At 56.6% G+C, this 24,503-nt stretch carries 17 protein-coding genes; 1 reads left to right on the top strand and 16 read right to left on the bottom strand.

What is annotated here, in order from left to right:
- Window positions 1–2: 2 nt before the first annotated feature.
- The 9 genes from rplP to rpsJ are packed head-to-tail and all read right to left on the bottom strand — an operon-like array spanning window position 3 to window position 4,722.
- Window positions 3–422 (bottom strand): 50S ribosomal protein L16, encoded by a 420-nt coding sequence (rplP, locus tag LPB405_RS06710; RefSeq protein WP_005504968.1) that lies wholly within the window; start codon window positions 420–422, stop codon window positions 3–5.
- Complete coding sequence (gene rpsC / locus LPB405_RS06705) at window positions 423–1,220, bottom strand: 30S ribosomal protein S3 (protein WP_005504966.1); 798 nt, start codon at window positions 1,218–1,220, stop codon at window positions 423–425.
- Entirely contained in the window at window positions 1,221–1,586 is a 366-nt protein-coding gene (gene rplV, locus LPB405_RS06700; protein WP_005504964.1) for a 50S ribosomal protein L22, read from the bottom strand.
- A gap of 60 nt (window positions 1,587–1,646) precedes the next feature.
- Complete coding sequence (rpsS, locus tag LPB405_RS06695; RefSeq protein WP_004005282.1) at window positions 1,647–1,928, bottom strand: 30S ribosomal protein S19; 282 nt, start codon at window positions 1,926–1,928, stop codon at window positions 1,647–1,649.
- A gap of 12 nt (window positions 1,929–1,940) precedes the next feature.
- A complete protein-coding gene (gene rplB, locus LPB405_RS06690) occupies window positions 1,941–2,777 on the bottom strand; it encodes a 50S ribosomal protein L2 (RefSeq protein WP_005504961.1) in 837 nt (278 codons plus the stop codon).
- A 40-nt stretch (window positions 2,778–2,817) separates the two neighbouring features.
- Entirely contained in the window at window positions 2,818–3,120 is a 303-nt protein-coding gene (gene rplW / locus LPB405_RS06685) for a 50S ribosomal protein L23 (RefSeq protein ID WP_005504959.1), read from the bottom strand.
- A complete protein-coding gene (gene rplD, locus LPB405_RS06680; protein WP_005504957.1) occupies window positions 3,120–3,737 on the bottom strand; it encodes a 50S ribosomal protein L4 in 618 nt (205 codons plus the stop codon). Before rplD ends, rplW begins: the two co-directional genes overlap by 1 nt.
- 6 nt (window positions 3,738–3,743) lie before the next feature.
- Entirely contained in the window at window positions 3,744–4,400 is a 657-nt protein-coding gene (gene rplC / locus LPB405_RS06675; RefSeq protein WP_219100842.1) for a 50S ribosomal protein L3, read from the bottom strand.
- A 13-nt stretch (window positions 4,401–4,413) separates the two neighbouring features.
- Window positions 4,414–4,722, bottom strand: coding sequence for a 30S ribosomal protein S10 (gene rpsJ, locus LPB405_RS06670; RefSeq protein ID WP_004005287.1), 309 nt, complete (start codon window positions 4,720–4,722; stop codon window positions 4,414–4,416).
- Between the two features lie 486 nt (window positions 4,723–5,208).
- Here rpsJ and LPB405_RS06665 point away from each other — a divergent pair, with 486 nt between their 5' ends.
- Window positions 5,209–8,628, top strand: a complete 3,420-nt coding sequence (locus LPB405_RS06665) for a Fe2+/Zn2+ uptake regulation protein (RefSeq protein ID WP_219100840.1) — start codon at window positions 5,209–5,211, stop codon at window positions 8,626–8,628.
- Between the two features lie 604 nt (window positions 8,629–9,232).
- Here the strand turns inward: LPB405_RS06665 and tuf are convergent.
- The 7 genes from tuf to rpoB all read right to left on the bottom strand — a co-directional run bounded on the left by tuf (window position 9,233) and on the right by rpoB (window position 24,489).
- Window positions 9,233–10,423 carry an elongation factor Tu gene (gene tuf, locus LPB405_RS06660; RefSeq protein WP_005508397.1) on the bottom strand — a complete coding sequence of 397 codons (1,191 nt, stop codon included), beginning with the start codon at window positions 10,421–10,423 and terminating at the stop codon, window positions 9,233–9,235.
- 200 nt (window positions 10,424–10,623) lie between these two features.
- Window positions 10,624–12,738, bottom strand: coding sequence for an elongation factor G (fusA, locus tag LPB405_RS06655; protein ID WP_219100838.1), 2,115 nt, complete (start codon window positions 12,736–12,738; stop codon window positions 10,624–10,626).
- A 72-nt stretch (window positions 12,739–12,810) separates the two neighbouring features.
- The gene (gene rpsG, locus LPB405_RS06650) at window positions 12,811–13,281 is read right to left on the bottom strand and encodes a 30S ribosomal protein S7 (protein ID WP_005504941.1); all 471 of its coding nucleotides are present in this window, start codon (window positions 13,279–13,281) and stop codon (window positions 12,811–12,813) included.
- A complete protein-coding gene (gene rpsL, locus LPB405_RS06645; RefSeq protein WP_005504939.1) occupies window positions 13,281–13,655 on the bottom strand; it encodes a 30S ribosomal protein S12 in 375 nt (124 codons plus the stop codon). The genes rpsG and rpsL overlap by 1 nt, the downstream gene beginning before the upstream one ends.
- A 691-nt stretch (window positions 13,656–14,346) precedes the next feature.
- Window positions 14,347–16,377 (bottom strand): neutral/alkaline ceramidase, encoded by a 2,031-nt coding sequence (locus tag LPB405_RS06640; protein ID WP_257604880.1) that lies wholly within the window; start codon window positions 16,375–16,377, stop codon window positions 14,347–14,349.
- Between the two features lie 592 nt (window positions 16,378–16,969).
- Entirely contained in the window at window positions 16,970–20,872 is a 3,903-nt protein-coding gene (locus LPB405_RS06635; RefSeq protein ID WP_219100834.1) for a DNA-directed RNA polymerase subunit beta', read from the bottom strand.
- 110 nt (window positions 20,873–20,982) lie between these two features.
- Window positions 20,983–24,489, bottom strand: a complete 3,507-nt coding sequence (gene rpoB / locus LPB405_RS06630; protein ID WP_219100832.1) for a DNA-directed RNA polymerase subunit beta — start codon at window positions 24,487–24,489, stop codon at window positions 20,983–20,985.
- Between the last annotated feature and the right edge of the window lie 14 nt (window positions 24,490–24,503).

The following is a 24,503-nucleotide window of genomic DNA, read 5'->3' as shown; positions in this document are numbered from 1 at the left end:
GCTTATTCACCACCTTCGCGGCGACGCACAACACGTGCCTTCATCGGGAGCTTGTGGATTGCCAGGCGCATTGCCTCGCGAGCCACTTCTTCGGACACACCGGAGAGTTCAAACATGACTCGACCCGGCTTGACATTTGCGACCCACCACTCGGGCGAACCCTTACCGGAACCCATACGGGTTTCAGCAGGCTTCTTGGTCAGCGGACGGTCGGGATAAATGTTGATCCAGACCTTACCGCCACGCTTGATGTGACGGGTCATTGCGATACGTGCAGCCTCAATCTGGCGGTTGGTCACGTATGCGGGCGACAGGGCCTGAATGCCCCACTCACCGAAGCTAACCTCGGTGCCGCCCTTTGCGAGACCACTACGCTTGGGGTGGTGCTGCTTGCGGTACTTTACTCGACGGGGAATAAGCATTTATGCCTCACCGTTCTCTGCAGTCTTGGCCTCGACCTTTGCCGAAGCGTTCTCGTTGCGGCGCTCGCGACGAGGACCACGGTTGCCCTGGCGGCGGCGGTCACCATCGCGGCGGTTGCCACGGCGGTTGTTTGCTGCCTGCTGAGCTGCCAGCTCCTTGTCGGTCAGGTCGCCCTTGTAGATCCAGACCTTCACGCCGATGCGACCGAAGGTGGTCTTAGCCTCGAAGAAGCCGTAGTCGATGTTCGCACGCAGGGTGTGCAGGGGCACACGGCCTTCGCGGTAGAACTCGGAACGGGACATTTCAGCGCCACCCAGACGGCCGGAGCACTGGATACGGATACCCTTTGCGCCTGCACGCTGTGCGGACTGGATTGCCTTCTTCATTGCACGTCGGAATGCAACACGCGATGCGAGCTGCTCTGCGATGCTCTGTGCAACCAGCTGAGCGGAGAGGTCGGGGTTAGCAACCTCGAGGATGTTCAGCTGAATCTGCTTGTTGGTGAGCTTCTCGAGCTCGCCGCGGATGCGGTCTGCTTCTGCGCCACGGCGGCCAATCACGATACCGGGACGAGCGGTGTGGATGTCCACACGCACGCGGTCACGGGTACGCTCAATCTCGACCTTTGCAACGCCTGCGCGATCCAGGTTCTTTGCCAGCAGCTCGCGGATCTTTACGTCCTCGCGGACGAAGTCAGCGTAACGCTCGCCGGGCTTGTTGGAATCAGCGAACCACTTGGAGACGTGGTCAGTGGTGATGCCCAGTCGGAAACCGTTCGGGTGAATTTTCTGACCCATTTAGCGGTCCTCCTCCTTCTCCGGGGTAGCAACTACCACGGTGATGTGGCTGGTGCGCTTGTTGATTCGGTATGCGCGACCCTGAGCGCGGGGCTGAATGCGCTTCATGGTCGGGCCCTCGTTCACGAATGCTTCGCTGATGAACAGCTCTTCCTCGCGGAAGGGCAGACCCTGCTGGGTTGCCTTCTGACGAGCGTTAGCTACTGCCGAAGCAACGATCTTGTATACCGGTTCCGAAGCTGCCTGGGGGGCGAACTTCAGAATCGCCAGAGCCTCTTCCGCCTGCTTACCACGGATCAGGTTGACGACACGGCGGGCCTTCATAGGCGTAACGCGAACGAAACGCGCTGATGCCTTGGCTTCCATTGCCTATCTCTCTTTCGTCTATTGCCGAAAGGGAAACGTTAGCTTATCGGTATGAACCGATTAGCGACGCTTACCCTTACGGTCGTCCTTCACGTGGCTGCGGAAAGTGCGGGTCGGAGCAAACTCACCGAGCTTGTGACCAACCATCGACTCGGTGATGAACACCGGCACGTGCTTGCGACCGTCGTACACTGCGATGGTGTGACCGAGCATGTCGGGGATAATCATCGAGCGACGCGACCAAGTCTTGATTACGTTCTTGGTGCCCTTCTCGTTCTGAGCTGCAACCTTCAGGTAGAGGTGCTGATCAACGAAAGGGCCCTTCTTCAAACTACGAGGCATGTTTCAGGCTCCTTAGCGCTTCTTGCCAGTACGACGGCGACGAACGATGAGCTTGTCGCTTTCCTTGTTGGGACGGCGGGTACGACCCTCGGGCTTACCGTTGGGGTTAACCGGGTGACGACCACCGGAGGTCTTACCTTCACCACCACCGTGCGGGTGGTCAACCGGGTTCATGACCACACCACGGACGGTCGGGCGGATGCCCTTCCAGCGGTTACGGCCTGCCTTACCCCAGTTGATGTTGGACTGCTCAGCGTTGCCAACTTCACCAACGGTTGCGCGGCAGCGAACATCCACGTTGCGGATTTCGCCGGAGGGCAGACGGAGCTGACCGTACTTGCCTTCCTTAGCAACCAGCTGTACAGAAGCACCTGCGGAACGAGCCAGCTTTGCGCCGCCACCGGGGCGGAGCTCGACACAGTGAATCACGGTACCAACGGGGATGTTGCGCAGGGGCAGGTTGTTACCGGGCTTGATGTCAGCTGCGGGGCCGGACTCGACGATGTCGCCCTGAGCGAGCTTGTTCGGAGCGATGATGTAGCGCTTGGAACCATCGAAGTAGTGCAGCAGCGCGATGCGAGCGGTACGGTTGGGATCGTACTCGATGTGCGCAACGCGTGCGTTAACGCCGTCCTTGTCGTGACGACGGAAGTCGATCAGACGGTACTGGCGCTTGTGGCCGCCACCCTTGTGACGGGTGGTGATGCGGCCGGTGTTGTTACGGCCGCCGGTCTTGTGAAGCGGACGAAGCAGGGACTTTTCCGGGGTGGAGCGGGTGATCTCGGAGAAATCAGCAACGCTCGAACCGCGGCGACCCGGGGTCGTCGGCTTGTACTTACGAATACCCATTTAGATATTTCTTCCTTCGTTAAAGTGGTCTCCGCGGGGCTTATGCCTGCGGACCGCCGAAGATGTCGATGGTGCCTTCCTTGAGGGTCACAATCGCACGCTTGGTGTTCTTGCGAGCGCCCCAACCGAAACGGGTGCGCTTGCGCTTGCCCTGACGGTTGATGGTGTTGACGGAAGCAACCTTGACGTCAAAGATCTTCTCGATGGCCTGCTTGATTTCCAGCTTGTTGGAATCGGTTGCGACCTCGAAGGTGTACTTACCTTCGTCGAGCTGACCGTAGCTCTTCTCGGAAACGACGGGAGCAATGATCACGTCGTATACAGACTTGGTGGAAACGCTCATTACTTAGCGCCCTCCTTCTTCTGAGCTGCAGCAACGAATGCGTCGAATGCTGCCTTGGTGAAGACCACGTCGTCCGAAACCAGCACATCGTAGGTGTTGAGCTGGTCTGCGTACAGAACGTGGACGTTCTCCAGGTTACGTGCGGACAGAGCCACAACGTCCTCTGCACGAGCAATCACAAGAAGGATGTTCTTGCGCTCGGTGATAGCTGCGAATGCAGCCTTTGCAGCCTTGGTCGAGGGGGTTTCACCGGAGATGAAGTTCTCGACAACGTGGACGCGGTCGTGACGAGCGCGATCGGAGAGAGCACCGCGCAGTGCAGCGGCGATCATCTTCTTGGGGGTGCGCTGTGCGTAGTTACGCGGGGTCGGACCGTGAACAACGCCACCGCCGGTCATGTGCGGTGCACGGATGGAGCCCTGACGTGCGTTACCGGTACCCTTCTGCTTGAAGGGCTTACGGCCTGCACCGGAAACCTCGCCGCGGTTCTTGGTCTTGTGGGTGCCCTGGCGTGCAGCAGCGAGCTGTGCAACAACAACCTGGTGCAGCAGGGGCACGGATGCCTGCGCGTCGAAAATCTCTGCGGGCAGGTCTACCTTAAGGGTCTTAACAGCCATGATGTATTAGGCTCCCTTCACAGCGGTACGAACCAGAACAACGCCGCCCTTGGGACCGGGGATTGCGCCCTTGATCAGCAGGACATTGTTCTCTGCGTCCACACCCTGGATAGTCAGGTTCAAGGTAGTGTGACGTGCTGCGCCCATACGGCCAGCCATGCGCATACCCTTGAACACGCGTGCGGGGTAGGATGCGCCACCGATGGAACCGGGCTTACGGTGGTTCTTGTGCTGACCGTGAGACGCGCCAACACCCTTGAAGCCGTGACGCTTCATAACACCTGCGAAGCCCTTACCCTTGGTCTTACCAACGACGTCGACCTTCTGGCCTGCTTCGAAGAGCTCAACGGTCAGTTCCTGACCGAGGGAATACTCAGAAGCATCTGCGGTACGCAGCTCGACGAGGTGGCGACGGGGGGTAACACCGGCCTTCTCGAAGTGACCAGCCAGGGGCTTGGTAACCTTGCGAGAGTCGATTGCACCGAAACCAATCTGAACAGCTTCGTAGCCGTCAGTTTCCTGGTTACGGATCTGGGTAACAACGTTAGAATCAGCCTTGACGACGGTGACGGGCACAAACTTGCCGTCCTCGTCCCAGACCTGGGTCATGCCGAGCTTGGTGCCCAGCAGGCCCTTCACCTGGCGCTCGAATTTGTTAGTCATTAGATGCGATCCTCTACAGCTTGATCTCGATGTTTACGTCTGCCGGCAGGTCAAGACGCATGAGGGCATCAACAGCCTTGGGGGTCGGATCAACAACGTCGATCAGACGCTTGTGCGTACGCATCTCGAAGTGCTCGCGGCTGTCCTTGTACTTGTGGGGAGAACGAATAACACAGTAAACGTTCTTCTCGGTCGGCAGCGGCACGGGGCCAACTACAGTTGCTCCTGCGCCCTTTACCGTTTCGACGATTTTCCGTGCCGAAGAATCGATGACCTCGTGGTCATAGGACTTCAGACGGATGCGGATTTTCTGTCCCGCCATCTGTCGGACTCTCTTTCTTGATGTATTCCCTGTATCGGAGCTTTTGCCCCTTTGTTATAGCGCTTAAGGAACGCGATATATTCATCACGTGCGCCACTCAGAACGGACTGAATCCGGCTTTGCCGGGTTCCTCACCCCGTCTGAGTACCGACCCCCGAACTCGGGCGTGTCGCCTATGTTCTAGGCAAACTCGTCCCGTCATCCTTCGGACCGGGTCATACGTGGGCCTACCTTTAGTGCAGGTAGACGCTTTGACAACGTCGTCAATTCTCTCAGAGATAGAGCCCTTATGCAATACGAACACAAGTTAAGTGCTTAAGAACACTTAACTATCTCTGTCAACCCGGGGGTACTCCCGCGATGTAACTCTCAGGGAGCTTTCAATCTATTTTCAGTAAGTTCCATGCGCTTTATTCCCCGTAATCAAGGTTTTAGTACTGAAAGCTCTCGTATTGTAGAAGTATCACTACAGCCTAAGGAGAAACCATGTCTCAGCCGACACAACCTCATCAGGCGCCCTCTAGCTCTCACTCCTCATCTCAGAGCCCTCAGCATGTTCAGCAGCCGGCTCTTGGCATGTACACTCCCCCTACGGTAGCGGGCGTATATTCTCAGCCTCCTGTACAACGACGCCGAGTCAATGAAGACATCTTCCTCAATATTGTTCTGTACATCGGTTCGCTCCTGCTCATCGGTGCTGCGGGTCTTTTTGTCACCTCGGTGACGTCTTCTCAGGATGAAACGGCTATCTTCCGTGTCCTTGCAATGGCGCTTGGAGCAGTCGTCTTCTACGGAGCCGGTCTGCTCACCTACCGCTTCGTGGAGCGCCTACGTATCGCTTCCTACTCTTTTGCAGCAACCGGTCTTGCGTTTATTCCTCTGACTGGCGTTGCTACCTATGTCCTCAAGATTTGGGTTGAAGGACGCTACGTCTGGCTTCTCACGTCTCTGGTTGGCACTGCAGCCATTGTTGGAGCCTGTGCCCTCATGCGTAACCGTGTGATGGCGTACCTGCTGATTTCGTTCATTGTTTCGGACTCGTTGGCGGCTACAAAGGTAGCGGCTCTGCCTTTCGTTTGGTATTTTGTTTCACTGACTGCAGTTGCCACCGTTCTGGGTTTGGTTCTGCATTTTGCCCCGAATGCTGCTCCGAAGGGCATCCGCGAAGGTCTTGTTGATTCTTCCCGCATTTTTGTTCCGGCTACTGCCATCGCTATTTTCTTCTTCACCAACGATCTGAGCTATACGGATGCGGGTATTGCGTTTGCAGTCATGTCTGTGCATGCCATTCTTTTCACGTGGCTGAACGGTACGGCAGATTACTATGCCCAGGCACGTATCTACCCGATTGCGTCTGTTCTCTCCTTCATCATGGACTCGGATCATGGCCCGTGGTTCCCCAGCATTTTCTTCGTCTCGGTCCTGGTTGTTAACCTGATTTCTGCTTACGTATTTATTCCTCGTCTGCAGAAGACTATTGCTGGTTCTGCTCCTGCTACTGATGAACAGCCCGAGCAGGTTCAAAGCACCCCGGCTATCCCCTGGGCGAAGGAAGCTCCTCACCATCCCGCTCACAAGATGGAGTGGTTGCCGGCAATTGACGCATGCGTCGGCGTGTTCTTCTCTTTCTTCGCTCTCATTGATGCCTTCTTCACTGCTCATGCTGCCGATAGCCCTGTATACGCAACGCGCTGGAGCGCTTTCCTTCCTTATGCAGAAGGTAATCAAGGTATCTTCCCTGCCCCCTGGGTTATTGGTGTCCTCTGCATTGTGAGTTTCTTGCTGTACCGCAAGGCAATCCAGCCTCTGCTACTCATGAGTTTTGTAGCGCTCATTCCAGTTGTTGGCATGTACGCGTCCCCCGGCAATCAGGGTACTTTCTACCTCTTCTTTACCGCGGCAGTAGTCATCTATCTGGTCAGTGCTAAGGCCCCTGAGGCACGTACCGCTGGAGCGGTACTGAGCAACATCGGTTATGCCATTGGTATGATTCAACTCTTCCTCGCTCTCATTCCTGAGATGCAGACTTCTGAGTCGCTTTTGATGTTTGCGTTGGTCTGCGCCGTTATTGCGCTACTGACTTTTGTCCTCTCTCAGGGCGTTGCAGCGCAGAACGCAAGCTACCGTCTTGTAGAGATGTCGGTCTACCTCTTCTTGGGCGTTTTTGCTCTCTTCGTCGGGTACGTAGCTAACCATGCTGATGGCGGAGCGCATGGCCGATTCTGGATTGGTTTCCCTCTCTTCTCGGGTGCCGTCCTCTTCTTGAGCGTGCTGGGCGCTCTTATTCTGGCTCGCGCGTTGCGACTTTCGGACGTTGGGTCCTTCCGCTCAACGCTTGTCATGTTTGTCCGTATCGCGTTCTACACGACTCTGCTTATCGCGACGATCGGCTCACGACACTACCTGCTGTACGACTTGCAGAAGGAGTACATCGCTGTAGCGCTACCGGCACTCCTGACCGTTGTTTATGGTGCGCTTGGTTTCTTTATGCCGGCTGGCTCTTCGATTCGTTCGGAGCTACTCACCGTTGCACGATTCCCCATCTGCTGGTCGGTCATTCTGCTCGCTATCAGCGGCAATATGAAGGAATCGCTCGTAGACTTCCTCGTACTTGCACTGTTGGCGGTTCAGGCACTGTGTAGCGTGCTACTCTACGCGTACTCCAAGCGAAGCTACGAAGCATACGCGGCAGCAATTTTCTTCACTCTTGGTTCTATCCTGAGCGCAGGCCGTTTCATTGGTGATTTTGATAATCTGCTGTTCGCAGTAGCAACCCCGATGATCTTCATCGCCGTATGGGTACTTGCACTCATCTTCAGGATCCCCCGCATGCAGATTGGTGCCTCCATCAGTATCACGACTTTCTGCATTGGTTCTCTATGGAATCTCTTCAACACGAGGGAAAGCACAATGGTGATGACTCTTCTGGGCTACTACGCTCTATTCGCCGTCATCGTCCTGTTCGCGCTGAAGGTCACGCTCCCGGTTGAGGTCTTCGGTGTGAACACAAATGTTCGCCCCCGCATCGCTGTACCGGTCGGGAATACGATGGTTGATTTGCCGATGCACGGCCCGTTAGGTGCCCCCTACGCACGTTTCATGTCTCGCCGCCCCCTGAGCCAGGGCATCTATGCACCGGTCAATACGCTGCTGATGATTCCCGCTCTGGCGGTGCTGGGATTCTACACCTTCGTTGGGTTGGTTTTTGAGCCCAAGCAGGTAGAACTCAACGCACTTCTCTGGGGCCTAGGCGCTCTGTCTTTCGTGTCTGTCACCAAGGCGAAGAACCTGCCGATTGTCTGCACCACGGCGTTCAGCCTCTTCATCGCCCGTCTGGTCATTGATTACTCGAAGTCCAATCCCCTGAGCGTCATTCTTGAGGTTGCTCTCCTGATTCTGCTGGCTGTTGTAGCTGCCAAGGTTCTCAAGAACTTCATCGCAAAGAGGCCTGTAGACGAGCAGGTATCGGATTCTCCTCTGTACTGGGCTTTGGGTCTGCAGGTATTTCTCACCCTGGTAACGTGGGCAGTTCCCGCTGATGGTCCGGATATTGTGGTGCTGGTACTCGGCATCGCTCTGACTCTCCTGAGCGCTTTGCTGCTCGACCGAGTCTGGACCTATATTGCAACCGCCTTGGTCACCCTCGATCTGGCAATTTTGCTCAACGGTCTGAACCCGCTGACCCTGCTGATTATCTCTATCTTGCTTATTGCCGGCGTTATCTGGCGTCTGCTGGTGCGACAGAACAAGCAGGATGCAGTAGCTCCGCACCAGGATTCTGAGCAGCTTGGGGATTTCTCACAGCCTCAAAATCAGCAGGGTATGTACCCCCAGGGTAATGTCCAGATGCAGCTGCCTCCGGTTCCTCAGCAGGGATACCAGCCTCGTGACGGGGAGAATATCTAACCTGTTGCAGGTATAGGTTCTTTTCCTGCGGCATTCTGTAGTAGGATTACCTATGTCCCTTACGAGGGGCAGTCATTCGAATCGCGGTTCCCAGCCTTCGGACTGGGAACCGTTTTTCTTTGTCCGCAGATCTTATATTCCTATCTGCAGGGTCTTTAGACGCTTCCCCGCCGCAAGCCGGTCCACATGACCAGGTTCTTTCTGAGGTCTGCAAATCTCTAAACGGATCAGGCAGTCATTCACCTGCCCGTGCTCTTTCCATATCCGGGAGTTCAGGATTTACAGCTAGAAGGTACGGACTTGCCATGCCGCCGCAGGGGGATTTCTATCGTTACGGATGCAACGTGAACTTCCGCTATTACTACGCATGTTTCCCCACTCAGAAGTCTTGAGCGGCTGCTAAAGGGGACCGAGAATGCCCAGAGCTGTACTTTGGCGGCCCTGGCTGATAATGCCGCTTTCTCTGCTTCGGCGGAGTCCTCAACAGGCCAAAATGGGCATAACAAAAGGACCCCCGCATCTGCGGGGGTCCTTGAGTATCGCTACCTGATGGAGAGTTTTCTCTCCGGCAGATCTTTAGCGAATTGTCGTAAATTTACGGCAATTACTTGATGATCTTGGTAACGCGACCCGAACCAACGGTGCGGCCACCCTCACGGATAGCGAAGCCGAGACCCTCTTCCATTGCGATGGGCTGGATCAGGGTAACGGTCATCTCGGTGTTGTCACCGGGCATAACCATCTCGGTGCCCTCGGGGAGGGTGATAACGCCGGTCACGTCAGTGGTACGGAAGTAGAACTGAGGACGGTAGTTGGAGTAGAAGGGGTTGTGCCGGCCACCCTCATCCTTGGAGAGGATGTAGACGTTTGCCTCGAACTCGGTGTGGGGGGTGATGGAGCCCGGCTCCACGACAACCTGACCACGCTCAACATCGTCACGCTTCAGACCACGCAGCAGCAGACCACAGTTCTCGCCTGCCCATGCTTCGTCGAGCTGCTTGTGGAACATCTCGATACCGGTAACGGTGGTCTTCTGAATCGGGCGGATACCGACGATCTCGACCTCGGAGTTGATCTTCAGGGTACCGCGCTCTGCACGACCGGTAACAACGGTGCCACGACCGGTGATGGTGAAGACGTCCTCGATGGGCATGAGGAAGGGCTTGTCCTTCTCACGCACGGGGTCCGGAATGTAGGTGTCGACTGCGTCCATGAGCTCCTCGACCTTAGCAACCCACTCGGGGTCGCCTTCGAGAGCCTTCAGTGCGGAAACGCGAACAACGGGAGCGTTGTCGCCGTCGAACTCCTGCGAGGAGAGGAGGTCACGGACCTCCATCTCGACGAGGTCGAGGAGCTCTTCGTCGTCAACCATGTCTGCCTTGTTCAGTGCAACCAGCAGGGTGGGGACGCCAACCTGGCGAGCGAGCAGAACGTGCTCGCGGGTCTGTGCCATGGGGCCGTCGGTAGCAGCAACCACGAGGATTGCGCCGTCCATCTGAGCCGCACCGGTAATCATGTTCTTGACGTAGTCAGCGTGGCCGGGAGCGTCAACGTGTGCGTAGTGGCGCTTCTCGGTCTGGTACTCGATGTGAGCAATGTTAATGGTAATACCGCGCTGGCGCTCCTCGGGAGCGGAGTCGATCATACCGAAGTCGCGCTTCTCGTTCAGGTCCGGGTACTTGTCAGCCAGAACCTTGGAGATTGCTGCGGTCAGGGTGGTCTTACCGTGGTCAACGTGACCAATGGTACCGACGTTAACGTGAGGCTTGGAGCGCTCGAACTTAGCCTTAGCCAAGAGTGTTCCTCCTAGAACGATTGAAAACATGCACGCGGATCTTCGCTCCGGCGCATCCCGTTATAAAACGGTCTAGCGTCTACAATAGCGGATTACGCCGCAGAGATGAAACTGTTCATGCTCTCAATAATGGATTTAATTGAAAATTTTAGCGTGGGCCACAGGTTTTTAGCCCGTGGCCCACGGGTGAGACGCGAAAATTACTCGCCGCGGCTCTTCTGGATGATCTCGTCAGCGACGTTCTTGGGAACCTCGCCGTAGCTGTCGAATGCCATCGAGAACACTGCACGACCCTGGGTCTTGCCACGCAGGTCGCCAATGTAACCGAACATTTCGGTCAGGGGCACGATAGCCTTGATGATCTTAACGCCGGATGCGTCCTCCATGGAACGAACCTGGCCACGGCGGGAGTTCAGGTCGCCGATAACGTCGCCCATGTACTCCTCGGGGGTACGAACCTCAACGTCCATCAGCGGCTCGAGCAGGACCGGGTTAGCGCGCTTAGCGCCTTCCTTGAAGACCATCGAACCAGCGATCTTGAACGCCATTTCGGAGGAGTCGACGTCGTGGTAAGCACCGTCAATCAGGGTTGCCTTCACGCCCACCATCGGGTAGCCAGCGAGGACACCGAACTTCATGGCGTCCTGGATACCAGCGTCGACCGAGGGGATGTACTCGCGAGGCACGCGGCCACCGGTGACCTTGTCCTCGAACTCGTACAGCTCTTCGCCATCCAGGGGCAGGGGCTCGAAGGAGACCTGCACCTTTGCGAACTGACCGGAACCACCGGTCTGCTTCTTGTGGGTGTAGTCGACCTTCTCGACTGCCTTCTTGATGGTCTCGCGGTAAGCAACCTGAGGCTTACCAACGTTAGCCTCAACCTTGAACTCACGCTTCATACGGTCAACGATGATGTCCAGGTGCAGCTCGCCCATACCACCGATTTCGGTCTGACCGGTTTCTTCGTTCAGCGAAACGGTGAAGGTGGGGTCCTCAGCGGAAAGCTTCTGGATAGCGGTGGACATCTTCTCCTGGTCACCCTTGGTCTTGGGCTCGATAGCCACGAAGATCACGGGCTCAGGGAAGGTCATCGACTCAAGAACAATCGGGTGTGCAGGGTCGCACAGGGTGTCACCGGTGGTGGTGTCCTTCAGACCGATTGCTGCGTAAATGTGACCTGCGGTGATCTCCTCAACAGGGTTCTCCTTGTTGGAGTGCATCTGGAAGAGCTTACCGATGCGCTCCTTCTTACCCTTGGTGGAGTTCAGAACCTGCTGGCCCTGAGCTGCGGTACCGGAGTACACACGGGTGTAGGTCAGCTGACCGTAGAACGGGTGAGCTGCAACCTTGAACGCCAGTGCTGCGAAGGGCTCCTCAGCGGATGCCTTACGGGTCAGCTTCTCTTCCTCATTGGAGGGGTTGGAGCCGACAACGTCCGGAACGTCCAGCGGGGAGGGCAGGTACTCGATCACAGCGTCCAGCATGGGCTGAACACCGCGGTTCTTGAATGCAGAACCACAGAGAACGGGGAATGCCTCACCGGAGATAACCAGCTGACGGATACCAGCCTTAATCTCGGGGATGGTCAGCTCGCCCTCTTCGAGGTACTTCTCCATGAGTTCTTCGCTAGCCTCAGCAACAGCCTCAACCAGCTCAGCGCGGTACTGCTCAGCCTTCTCAACCAGGTCAGCAGGAATGTCCTGGACCTCGTAAGAGGAGCCCATGGTCACGTCACCCTTGGCATCGCCGGGCCAGACGTATGCCTTCATTTCGAGCAGGTCAACGACACCGAGGAAGTCGCTCTCAGCTCCGATGGGGAGCTGAACAACCAGCGGGCGTGCGCCCAGGCGGTCGATAATGGTCTGAACGGTGAAGTAGAAGTCAGCACCCATCTTGTCCATCTTGTTGACGAAGCAGATACGGGGGACATCGTACTTGTCAGCCTGGCGCCAAACGGTCTCAGACTGGGGCTCAACACCTTCCTTGCCGTCGAACACAGCAACTGCGCCGTCGAGGACGCGCAGGGAGCGCTCAACCTCAACGGTGAAGTCGACGTGACCGGGGGTGTCGATAATGTTGATCTGGTTGTCCTTCCAGAAGCAGGTGGTTGCTGCGGAGGTAATGGTAATACCTCGTTCCTGCTCCTGAGCCATCCAGTCCATGGTGGAAGCGCCGTCGTGGGTCTCACCGATCTTGTGGTTAATACCGGTGTAGAACAGAATGCGCTCAGTGGTGGTGGTCTTACCGGCGTCGATGTGCGCCATAATACCGATGTTGCGGACCTTGTTAAGGTCGGTGAACACGTCAAGTGCCACGTTATTCTCCCTAAATGAGATACTCCGAAAGCCTGCCGACTCGAATCGACTCGGCAGGCTCTAAACGGAGAATTACCAGCGGTAGTGTGCGAAGGCCTTGTTGGACTCGGCCATCTTGTGAGTGTCCTCGCGACGCTTCACAGCGGCACCGAGACCATTGGATGCATCCAGGATCTCGTTCATCAGACGCTCAGTCATGGTCTTCTCGCGGCGCTGCTTGGAGAAGCCAACGAGCCAGCGAAGAGCCAGAGCGGTGGAACGGCCGGGGCGAACCTCAACCGGGACCTGGTAGGTTGCACCGCCAACGCGGCGGGAGCGAACCTCGAGAGAAGGCTTGATGTTATCCATAGCCTTCTTCAGGGTTGCGACCGGGTCAGAACCGGTCTTCTTCTCGACGCCCTCGAGGGCACCGTAGACGATGCGCTCTGCGACGGACTTCTTGCCGTCCAGCAGAACCTTGTTGATCAGCTGGGTGACCAGAGCGGAACCGTAAACAGGATCGTTTACGAGGGGACGCTTGGGAGCGGGACCCTTACGAGGCATTACTTCTTCTCCTTCTTAGCGCCGTAGCGGGAGCGAGCCTGGCCGCGACCCTTAACACCCTGGGTATCCAGAGCGCCACGAACGATCTTGTAGCGAACACCGGGGAGGTCCTTCACACGACCACCGCGAACGAGCACGATCGAGTGCTCCTGCAGGTTGTGACCCTCACCGGGGATGTATGCGGTAACCTCGACGCCGCCGTTGAGCTTGACACGAGCGACCTTACGCAGTGCCGAGTTCGGCTTCTTCGGGGTGGTGGTGTACACACGGGTGCACACGCCACGCTTCATGGGGTTGCCCTTCAGTGCGGGCGCCTTGGTCTTAACGACCTTGGGAGTCCGGCCCTTGCGGACCAGCTGCTGAATAGTAGGCACGTTTTCTCCGTTGCTTGATCGGGTTCTTCGTTAGAAAATCCCGTATAAACTTACTGGCCCCCATCGCGTTGGATGGGTGCTCTCGGTTATCAGAAACGCTCGGATGCATATCCGGTTGGTTTCTATAGGTTCCTCGACATCTCGGCGAGTTCTCAGGGCTAAAATTCCCCACCATCAGAGGTGAAAAAGTTTTTGGGCACGCTTAAAAATGGCATTTAGGCGTCAGCAAAAAAGCAACGCCAAAGGACGGTATCCATACTGCCATTGATTCATCATGCCCGTGCCCTCGGGAAATATCCCGCGTAAAACCCACCGGGGGTGGATCCTTGTGCACCGAGCTCAAGTACTTCGGATAAGACTATACAGGTTAAATCCCGCTTAATCTAGCGCCAGAGCAGGGATTCTTTGCTTTTAAGTCCCCATCTAAGGGTAAAAACTGATGATTTACCTCACTTAATTACATCTTTGGGATTTACCGCTCCCCCGCGGCCTCCTCCACCACCTCTGTTTCTTTTGCCTCTTTGACGCAATTTAAAGCAGAAGGCCGCCAAGAACCTCTCAATGATTCTTGGCGGCCCCAACAGATACGGGAGGCGAGCGCATATCTACACCCGCCTCCCGCAATCCCGCAAGAGAATATTCAGTTATTGGTCTGCCACAGTAGCTACTGGGCTAGGCCACCTGGAAGAGACTACGCCACCTGGAAGACTCGAGTCTGACCCTCAAACGGGGTGATAGTCTTCGAATTCTTCTTAGCATTGCCGTAGTAGCGGATGCGGTACTGGCCCTTAGGGGTATTTGCCGGAACGTTCCAACGCACCGTCACCTGAGACGCAGACACGCCAATGCGCTTCCACTCAAAGAAGGTGTCCGGGTTGTTATCCGCGGTGTAGTACTTCCAGGTATTACCCACACGACGCTCAATCACGAAGTAGCTACCATCGTGATGCATGTTGTTATTCGGGTGCGCACCCACAAAACGTGCTGATACCTCCTGACGGCCGGCAATAGCATCCTGGGGCTGCTGGGTCACCTGACCGTAGCGCGTACCAAACATCGGAGTGTCGTAGACGACCTTACCCTGCAGGCTAGCTACCGGGCGACGATCATTCGGACGATCACCGATACCCAGAGGGGTGCCGTTCTTCAGGGAAGTTCCAACAACGTTAATAGTCTGGCGGAAGGCACTGGAGGTGTAACGGCCAAAGAGGGTCGCACCGCCTTCGTACTGCTGCGAGTCGTATTCCTCAGGAGTCGTGACGTAGTGGTCGTAGGCATTGGTGTAGCCCTGCAGAATGATGTGCGATTCAGGAACGCCGAAGAGCTTGGCAGCATCCTGGCGGTACTGCACACCTACTGCACCGGTAAACTCGCCGGGCATACCCAGCAGATAGTAGTCACCGAAGCGCATAATCTGCACCGGATACTTTTCCTGAATGATCGTTCCATTTTTTGCAGAGAAGAGAATGCCCTTCGGCTGCTGACAACGCGTCTGCGCCGCACTCGGAGTGAACACCAAAGTACCCAGAATAGAGGGGCGACCCGAGCCTTCCTTATAGACAGCCCAACCGCCGCCGCCATCCTCAGTGGAACCCGCACCGAACGGAGTACCCAGGAAGCCCTGACAGGTGCGCTCATTCTGGCCGCTACCGGTGTACTTGGCATCCACGTTCATACCCGAGAAGTTGAAGTACGAAATGCGCGAATCCAGACCCTTACCAACCGGAGTACCCGCGCTCTTGAGCTGAGAACGCACAGCATTAGCCTGCTTCTCACCCTGAATCTTCACATTCTTGAACTGGTCATTAGTGGGACCCTGACCAGGCTTCAACCAAGTATTCGGAGAAACATCACCAGCATTAGCATTTGCAAACGCTGCCACGAAACCATCACCGCTACCGGGAACATTGCGATCAACACCATGATCCTGAGTCTCCAGCAGATACTCCGCATAACCCTTGTTATCACTCGAAATCAGAGTATTCTTCGAGGTCAAAGACGTCGGATGAATCGCATACCAGTTCAACACCGCACGAGTCTTACCGTTGCGCTCCAGACGCAGAGTCATATTGGTCGGATCGGTACCGCCGGGCAGCTTAGAGCGAATCTCAGGAGAGTCCAGGTTGAACGCCTCGCGAGAACGGTTAACACCGACACCAGTCAGCTTTGAAGAAGAAATCGTCAGGTTACCGGGCGCAAGGTCCTTCGTCGCCTGGCGAATCGCCTTCAGTGACCCATCTACCTGTGCATTAAACGTGTCCTGATGGAAACCCAGAGTTGTAATGTTGTACAGGCTCTGGTGCGTGATACCGCCAGGAGTTGCGTGAGTGTGGGTTGCAGTAATCATAATGTTCGATTCATCGTACACAGAACCAAACTCAGCGCGGATACGCTTCACCAGCTCATCACGCAAAGACTGCCAACTGGTCAACGTATCGAGTACAACAATGAGGTTGCGCTTACCCGAGGCTCGATCCACAGCAATGAAAGCGCGTGCGTACTGGCGAGTATGCACACCGCTACCCTTCTGAGAGGTCTCACCGTAACCCATGAAGCCGACCTCACCGGGCTCACCGGTAATATCCGCCGCACCTGCACCAACCAGGTAGGGGGTAGCACTGGAGCGCTGAGAGGCAGGAGCTGCCGTCGCAATCTGGCCAGCGGGAAGAATTGCGGATGCCGCAATAAGGCACGCTGCACCAATACGAGCAAGAGAATGCACGGGTGCTTTAAAGCGTGAAAAGACAGAGGAGCGCTTTTGCCCACCTGCAGTCAGGGAGAAATTCTGTTCAGATCCGTGAGGCAGTGTCGATCCGGAAGACAATTGGGTGCTCTGATTCGTCACCCGTCCGGAAGAGAATGGAGTGATATGCATGCCTTCAAGAATAGAACCTAGTCAAAAGGCTTTCCAAGTTAAATTAGCATTGTTCAAATCAAGAATATTCATTCTGTATATACCTCAAAGAAAAACGAGCAGATATTCTATTTATGGCTGTATTGGGGCGAGTTGCAGGGAGTTCCACAAAATTTGATCACCACCTAATTTCTTACCCAGTCAAGAAATTTTCCCGATTTGAAAAATAATGCACTCCAATGATTTTTTTATAAATAAATTCACCCACTAGGCAAAAAATATACAACCTCCCCCTGAAGGATAAAGAATATTAAAGTACCGCTTAAAAGAATGCCACCCTCCCCCACCTATTCGTTAAACACAGAACGCGGATACCCGAGACAAACTCGAGTATCCGCGTTCTTTATCAAGGACCAGGCCGGGAGCCTAAACCCCCAACCTGCCCCTCATGGCAGAAGCCTTAGTCCAGACCACGACCGTACTCATCCAGCGAAACAGCCATAAAGCCGCCGTTGCCGTAAGTGTACACCTCGTTATCCATCTGGAATGCGCTCTGGTAACCACCGAAAGTGTCCAGAGCCTGCATACGCTCAGCAGTAGCCTGGGCGCTGGGCTCAACCTCAATATCGTTGTAACGTGCCAGACCAGTACCGGCGGGAACCAGCTTACCGATGATCACGTTCTCCTTCAGGCCGAGCAGCGGGTCAGTCTTCGCCTCCATAGCAGCCTGAGTCAGGACGCGGGTGGTCTCCTGGAAGGAGGCCGCCGACAGCCAGGACTCGGTAGCCAGCGAAGCCTTGGTAATACCCATCATTTCCGGACGGCCAGCTGCGGGCTTCTTACCCTCAACCAGTGCCTTACGGTTAGCAGTCTGGAAAGCAATGTTATCAACCAGCTCACCAGGCAGCAGATCGGTATCACCGGACTCAATCACGGTCACGCGACGCAGCATCTGGCGAACAATAACCTCAACGTGCTTGTCGTGGATTTCCACACCCTGCGACTTGTACACGCCCTGAACCTCGCTCACCAGGTGCTTCTGAGCCTCACGAGGACCACGAATACGCAGAACCTCCTTCGGATCAACAGAACCGGTAGCCAGCTGATCGCCAACCTGAACGTGATCGCCGTTCTGCAGCTTAGAAGCTGCACGACGCAGAACAGTGTAGGACTGGGGCTCAGAACCATCGTCCGGGGTCACCACAATCTTGTAGGACTTCTCAGTATCCTCAATGGTCACGCGACCGGACACCTCAGAAATCGGGGCAACACCCTTGGGGGTACGAGCCTCGAACAGCTCCTGAATACGGGGCAGACCCTGAGTAATATCGTCAGCCGAAGCCACACCACCGGTGTGGAAGGTACGCATGGTCAGCTGGGTACCGGGCTCACCAATCGACTGAGCCGCAATAATACCAACAGCCTCACCAATGTCCACCAGAACGTTCGAAGCCATCGAACGACCGTAGCACAGTGCACACACACCAATAGCAGACTCACAGGTCAGAACCGAACGGACGCGAACTTCCTTCACGCCTGCCTTGAAGAGCTTCTCAATGAGCTCATCCGAGACATCCGAGCCAGCAGCAGCCAGAACGTTGCCAGCCTCGTCCTTCACGTCAACCGCAAGGGTACGACCGTGAATCGAGGTCTCGACATCCTGGTGCAGGCCGCCGTCCTCATCAATCAGAGGCAGAACCAGACCACGGCGAGTGCCACAGTCGTGCTCACGAACGATAACGTCCTGCGAAACGTCCACCAGACGACGGGTCAGGTAACCCGAGTTAGCGGTACGCAGCGCGGTATCAGCCAGACCCTTACGTGCACCGTGGGTTGCGATGAAGTACTCCAGAACCGACAGGCCCTCACGGTACGAGGACTTAATCGGGCGAGGCATAATCTCACCCTTCGGGTTCGACACCAGACCACGGATACCCGCAATCTGACGGACCTGCATCCAGTTACCACGTGCACCGGAGGTCACCATACGGTAAATGGTGTTCAGACCACCGTGAGAGCTCAGGTTCTCACGCATAGCCTCTGCGACCACGTCGGTAGCCTCGGTCCAAACCTTAATCAGCTCCTGACGACGCTCTTCGTCATCGATGGTACCGATCTCGAAGTCGTCCTGAATTGCAGCAGCCTGCTTCTCGTAGCGTTCCATAATTGCCGGCTTCTCAGCAGGAGTAGCAATATCAGAAACAGCCACGGTCACGCCAGAACGAGAAGCCCAGTAGAAACCGGAGTTCTTCAGGTTGTCCAGAGCACGAGCCACAACATCCATCGGGTAACGCTCAGCCAGATCATTAATCAGGCTACCCAGGCCCTTCTTATCTGCCACGCCAGAGAACCAGGGGTAATCCTTCGGCAGAGCCTGGTTGAACAGAACCTGACCAACAGTGCAGTCCAGCAGAACGGGGTCGCCAGGCTTGTAACCCTCGGGAGCTTCCCAGCCCTCAGGAGCAACAAACTGGTCACCATCAAGGCGAATCTTCACCTTGGTGTACAGCTCAATCTCATGACGATCCATCGCCATCAGAGCCTCAGACACCGAGGAGAATGCGTGACCCTCGTTCTTCTGACCATCACGAGGAGTAGTCAGGTGGTACAGACCAATGATCATATCCTGCGAGGGGACAGCCACAGGGCGGCCATCCGAAGGCTTCAGGATGTTGTTCGAGGACAGCATGAGGATACGAGCCTCAGCCTGAGCCTCGGGAGACAGCGGCAGGTGAACTGCCATCTGGTCACCATCGAAGTCAGCGTTGAACGCGGAGCAAACCAGCGGGTGCAGCTGAATAGCCTTACCCTCAACCAGCTTCGGCTCAAACGCCTGAATACCGAGGCGGTGCAGGGTAGGTGCACGGTTCAGCAGAACCGGGTGCTCAGCAATAACCTCTTCCAGGACGTCCCAAACCTGCGGGCGGAAACGCTCAACCATACGCTTAGCGCTCTTAATGTTCTGAGCGTGGCTCAGCTCCACCAGACGCTTCATAACGAAGGGCTTGAACAGCTCCAGCGCCATCTGCTTGGGCAGGCCACACTGGTGCATCTGCAGCTGAGGACCAACCACAATCACGGAACGACCCGAGTAGTCAACACGCTTACCAAGCAGGTTCTGACGGAAACGACCCTGCTTACCCTTCAGCATGTCAGACAGAGACTTCAGGGGGCGGTTACCGGGGCCGGTCACCGGGCGACCGCGACGACCGTTATCGAACAGCGAGTCCACAGCTTCCTGCAGCATACGCTTCTCGTTGTTCACGATAATCTCGGGAGCACCCAGCTCCAGCAGACGCTTCAAACGGTTGTTACGGTTAATCACACGACGGTACAGGTCGTTCAGGTCGGAGGTCGCGAAACGGCCACCATCCAGCTGAACCATCGGGCGCAGTTCCGGCGGAATAACCGGAACAACATCCAGGACCATACCCAGCGGGGAGTTGTTAGTGGTCAGGAAGGCGTTAACAACCTTCAGACGCTTCAGAGCGCGGGTCTTCTTCTGACCCTTACCGGTCTGAATGATCTCCTTGAGAGCCTCAGCCTCAGCCTCCAGGTCGAAGGACTCCAGACGCTTCTTAATAGCCTCCGCGCCCATCGCGCCCTCAAAGTACAGGCCGTACTTATCAATCATGGAACGGTACAGCGCCTCGTCACCCTCAAGGTCAGCGACCTTCAGGTTCTTGAAGCGATCCCACACGCGGTCCAGGTGCTCAGCCTCACGCTCGTAACGCTTACGCACCGACGCGAGCTGACGCTCAGCGTTATCGCGCAGCTTACGCTTCTCAGCAGCCTTGCCGCCCTCAGCCTCAATACGAGCCAGCTCCGCCTCAACCTCACGGCTAATAGCGTTCACGTCAGCGTTCAGAGCAGCCTCAAGCTCCTGCTTCTCACGGTCGTGAGCAGCCTGCAGCGTCGGCAGATCCTCATGACGAGCTTCCTCGTCAACCTTAGTGATCATGTACGCAGCGAAGTAAATGACCTTCTCCAGGTCCTTCGGAGCCAGATCCAGCAGGTAACCCAGGCGGGAAGGAACACCCTTGAAGTACCAAATGTGGGTAACAGGAGCAGCCAGCTCAATGTGACCCATACGCTCACGACGTACCTTAGAGCGGGTCACCTCAACACCACAGCGCTCACACACAATGCCCTTGAAGCGCACGCGCTTGTACTTACCGCAGTAGCACTCCCAGTCCTTGGTGGGGCCGAAGATACGCTCGTCGAAGAGGCCGTCCTTCTCGGGCTTCAGGGTACGGTAGTTGATGGTCTCGGGCTTCTTAACCTCACCAAAGGACCAACGACGGATGTCGTCGGCGGTGGCGAGGCCAATTCGCATCAAACCAAGCGAAGATTCGTTGGACATATCGGTCCTAATCTCTTTCTGTAAGTTTCTGAAGACTTGGGTTAGCGGGCGGGAACCCCACAACGCACGCGAGCGCATGCGGGGCTCCCCACCCTAGAAGGAGGCGGTGCTTATGCCTCGTCGACGGAGCTAGGCTCGTCGTGGGTCAGGCTCACGCCCATATCTTCTGCTGCCCGGAAGCCTTCTTCCTCCGAGTCGCTCATCTCAATAATCTTGCCGTCGGTGGAGAGCACCTCGACGTTCAGGCACAGAGACTGCATTTCCTTGATAAGAACCTTGAAGGATTCGGGGATACCCGGCTCAGGGATGTTCTCGCCCTTCACGATAGCCTCGTAAACCTTCACGCGGCCCGCCACGTCATCGGACTTGACGGTCAGGATTTCCTGCAGGGTGTATGCGGCGCCGTATGCCTCCAGCGCCCACACTTCCATCTCACCGAAGCGCTGACCACCGAACTGCGCCTTACCACCCAGGGGCTGCTGGGTAATCATCGAGTACGGACCGGTGGAACGAGCGTGAATCTTGTCATCCACCAGGTGGTGCAGCTTCAGGATGTACTGGTAACCAACCGAAATCGGGTCCGGGAACGGCTCACCGGAACGGCCGTCAATCAGACGTGCCTTACCGGAACGGTTGATTAGACGGTCGCCATCGCGGTTCGGGTTCGAGTGATCCATGAGGTCGAACAGCTCGTCCTCGTGGGCACCGTCGAACACCGGGGTTGCCAGGCGGGTCGGGCCGGATTCCTTCGGGAAGTTCGGCATGTGCTTGAGCCATTCGGGCTCGCCCTCAATCTTCCAACCCTGCTTAGCCAGCCAACCGGTGTGGACTTCCAGAACCTGACCAATGTTCATACGACCGGGCACGCCCAGCGGGTTCAGGATGACATCCACGGGGGTACCGTCTTCCAGGAAGGGCATATCCTCAATCGGCAGAATCTTGGAAATAACACCCTTGTTACCGTGGCGGCCTGCAAGCTTGTCGCCGTCGGTAATCTTACGCTTCTGAGCCACGTACACGCGGACCAGCTGGTTCACGCCCGGGGGCAGATCGTCCTCATCGTTGCTCTCGCGGTCGAAGATGCGGATACCGATGACGGTACCGGACTCGCCGTGAGGAACCTTCAGGGAGGTGTCGCGAACCTCGCGAGACTTCTCGCCGAAGATTGCGCGCAGCAGGCGCTCCTCGGGGGTCAGCTCGGTCTCGCCCTTGGGGGTGACCTTACCGACGAGGATGTCGCCAGCCTCAACCTCAGCACCGATGTGGATGATGCCGCGCTCGTCCAGAGCCGAGAGAACATCCTCGGACACGTTCGGAATGTCGCGGGTAATCTCCTCGGGGCCCAGCTTGGTGTCGCGGGCGTCAATCTCGTGCTCCTCAATGTGAATCGAGGTCAGCACGTCCTCAGACACCATGCGCTGGGAGAGGATGATCGCATCCTCGTAGTTCAGGCCTTCCCACGGCATGTATGCCACGAGCAGGTTCTTACCCAGTGCCAGCTCGCCGCCGTCGGTGGAGGGGCCGTCAGCAATAACGTCGCGGTATTCGACGCGCTGGCCTTCCTTCACCACAACGCGCTGGTTGTAGCAGTTACCCGGGTTCGAACGGGAGAACTTCATGATCGGGTAGGTGGAGACAGAACCGTCGTCATTACGGACGATAACGGTCTTAGCGTCCACGGAGGAAACCACACCGGGCTTCTTCGCGAGCACGGAGTCACCGGAATCCAGTGCTGCGTACTTCTCCATACCGGTACCAACCACGGGAGCCTCAGACTCCAGCAGGGGCACAGCCTGACGCTGCATGTTAGCACCCATCAGTGCTCGGTTAGCGTCGTCGTGCTCCAGGTAAGGAATCAGGGCGGTAGCCACAGACACCATCTGGCGCGGGGAAACGTCCATGTACTGTACGGCGCCGGGAGCAACCATAACAGCTTCACCCGAACCGTCACCCGCACGGCAGAGAACCTCGTTCTCAGCGAAGGTGCGGTCAGGGTTCAGCGGTGCGTTTGCCTGCGCAATGACGACACCCTTCTCATCGTCAGCGGTTAGGTAGCGGACCTCATCGGTCACGCGGCCGTCAGTCACCACGCGGTAGGGGGTCTCAATGAAACCGAAGGAGTTGATGCGACCGTAGGTTGCCAGCGAACCAATCAGACCAATGTTCGGGCCTTCAGGGGTTTCAATGGGGCACATACGACCGTAGTGCGAGGGGTGGACGTCTCGAACTTCCATGCCTGCACGGTCACGGGACAGACCGCCCGGGCCCAGTGCGGACAGACGACGCTTGTGGGTCAGACCTGCCAGCGGGTTGTTCTGGTCCATGAACTGCGACAGCTGAGAAGTACCGAAGAACTCCTTGATAGCTGCCACGACGGGGCGGATGTTCACCAGAGACTGCGGGGTGATAGCGTCCACGTCCTGGGTGGTCATGCGCTCGCGAACCACGCGCTCCATACGGGACAGACCGGTACGAATCTGATTCTCAATCAGCTCACCCACGGTGCGGATACGACGGTTACCGAAGTGGTCGATGTCGTCGATATCGATCTTGAGGGAGATCTCCTCACCGTCGCGGACGCCGGGGATGGTGGTCTCGCCTGCGTGCAGAGCGCAGAGGTAACGAATCATCTGAGCGATGTCATCCTGGCTCAGAACGGAAGCCTCGGGGGAATCCATGGGAACGTCCACGCCGAGCTTACGGTTCAGCTTGTAACGGCCAACCTTCGCCAGGTCGTAGCGGCGCGGGGTGAAGTACATGTTGTCCAGCAGAGCCTGGGCAGCTTCAACCGTCGGGGGTTCGCCCGGACGCAGCTTGCGGTAGATATCCAGCAGAGCCTCGTCGCGGTCCTTGACGGAGTCCTTCTCCAGGGTTGCGCGGATGGAGTCGTACTGACCGAACTCAGCCAGGATCTTGGACTCGGTCCAGCCCAGAGCCTTCAGCAGAACAGTCACAGACTGCTTACGCTTACGGTCCAGACGCACGCCCACCTGGTCGCGCTTATCAATCTCAAGCTCAAACCATGCACCGCGGGAAGGAATCACGCGGGCAGAGTAAATGTCCTTATCGGAGGTACGGTCCGGAGCCTTCTCGAAGTAAGCACCGGGGGAACGCACCAGCTGAGAAACGACCACACGCTCAGTACCGTTAATAACGAAGGTACCGGCCTCGGTCATCAGGGGGAAGTCGCCCATGAACAGGGTCTGCTGCTTGACCTCGCCAGTAGCGAGGTTCATGAATTCAGCCTTAATGTACAGCGGAGCCGAGTAAGTTGCGTCGCGGTCCTTGCACTCCTCAACGGAGTACTTGGGGTCAGCAAACTCAGGCTCAGAGAAGGAGAGCTGCATAGTCTCCTGGAAGTCACGAATCGGGGAGATTTCTTCAAAAATCTCAGCCAGACCGGACTGAGCGGGGACAGAAGTGTCACCAGCAGCCTGCGCCTTCTCCAGACGCTCCGCCCAGCGCTCGTTACCAACGAGGCGGTCGAAGCTATCGGTCTGGATAGCAAGCAGGTTGGGAACCTTCAGCGGTTCGTTAATCTTCGCGAATGAAATTCGGCGCGAGACGTTCTCTGCGCCGTTAGCGGCGTCATGGTTAGAGGTGCTCGAAGCGACCAAAATGGGGATCCTTC

Origin of the sequence: Rothia mucilaginosa (assembly GCF_019334805.1) — a bacterium.
Taxonomy (GTDB): Bacteria; Actinomycetota; Actinomycetes; order Actinomycetales; family Micrococcaceae; genus Rothia; species Rothia mucilaginosa_C.
Note: the sequence above shows the minus strand (reverse complement) of the source record. Positions and strands in the feature narration are given on the sequence as shown.

Bases quoted from the DNA above. Each gene is read 5' to 3' on its own strand.
- rplP (WP_005504968.1), bottom strand. From the start codon at position 422: ATGCTTATTCCCCGTCGAGTAAAGTACCGCAAGCAGCACCACCCCAAG.
- rpsC (WP_005504966.1), bottom strand. From the start codon at position 1,220: ATGGGTCAGAAAATTCACCCGAACGGTTTCCGACTGGGCATCACCACT.
- rplV (WP_005504964.1), bottom strand. From the start codon at position 1,586: ATGGAAGCCAAGGCATCAGCGCGTTTCGTTCGCGTTACGCCTATGAAG.
- rpsS (WP_004005282.1), bottom strand. From the start codon at position 1,928: ATGCCTCGTAGTTTGAAGAAGGGCCCTTTCGTTGATCAGCACCTCTAC.
- rplB (WP_005504961.1), bottom strand. From the start codon at position 2,777: ATGGGTATTCGTAAGTACAAGCCGACGACCCCGGGTCGCCGCGGTTCG.
- rplW (WP_005504959.1), bottom strand. From the start codon at position 3,120: ATGAGCGTTTCCACCAAGTCTGTATACGACGTGATCATTGCTCCCGTC.
- rplD (WP_005504957.1), bottom strand. From the start codon at position 3,737: ATGGCTGTTAAGACCCTTAAGGTAGACCTGCCCGCAGAGATTTTCGAC.
- rplC (WP_219100842.1), bottom strand. From the start codon at position 4,400: ATGACTAACAAATTCGAGCGCCAGGTGAAGGGCCTGCTGGGCACCAAG.
- rpsJ (WP_004005287.1), bottom strand. From the start codon at position 4,722: ATGGCGGGACAGAAAATCCGCATCCGTCTGAAGTCCTATGACCACGAG.
- LPB405_RS06665 (WP_219100840.1), top strand. From the start codon at position 5,209: ATGTCTCAGCCGACACAACCTCATCAGGCGCCCTCTAGCTCTCACTCC.
- rpsG (WP_005504941.1), bottom strand. From the start codon at position 13,281: ATGCCTCGTAAGGGTCCCGCTCCCAAGCGTCCCCTCGTAAACGATCCT.
- LPB405_RS06635 (WP_219100834.1), bottom strand. From the start codon at position 20,872: ATGTCCAACGAATCTTCGCTTGGTTTGATGCGAATTGGCCTCGCCACC.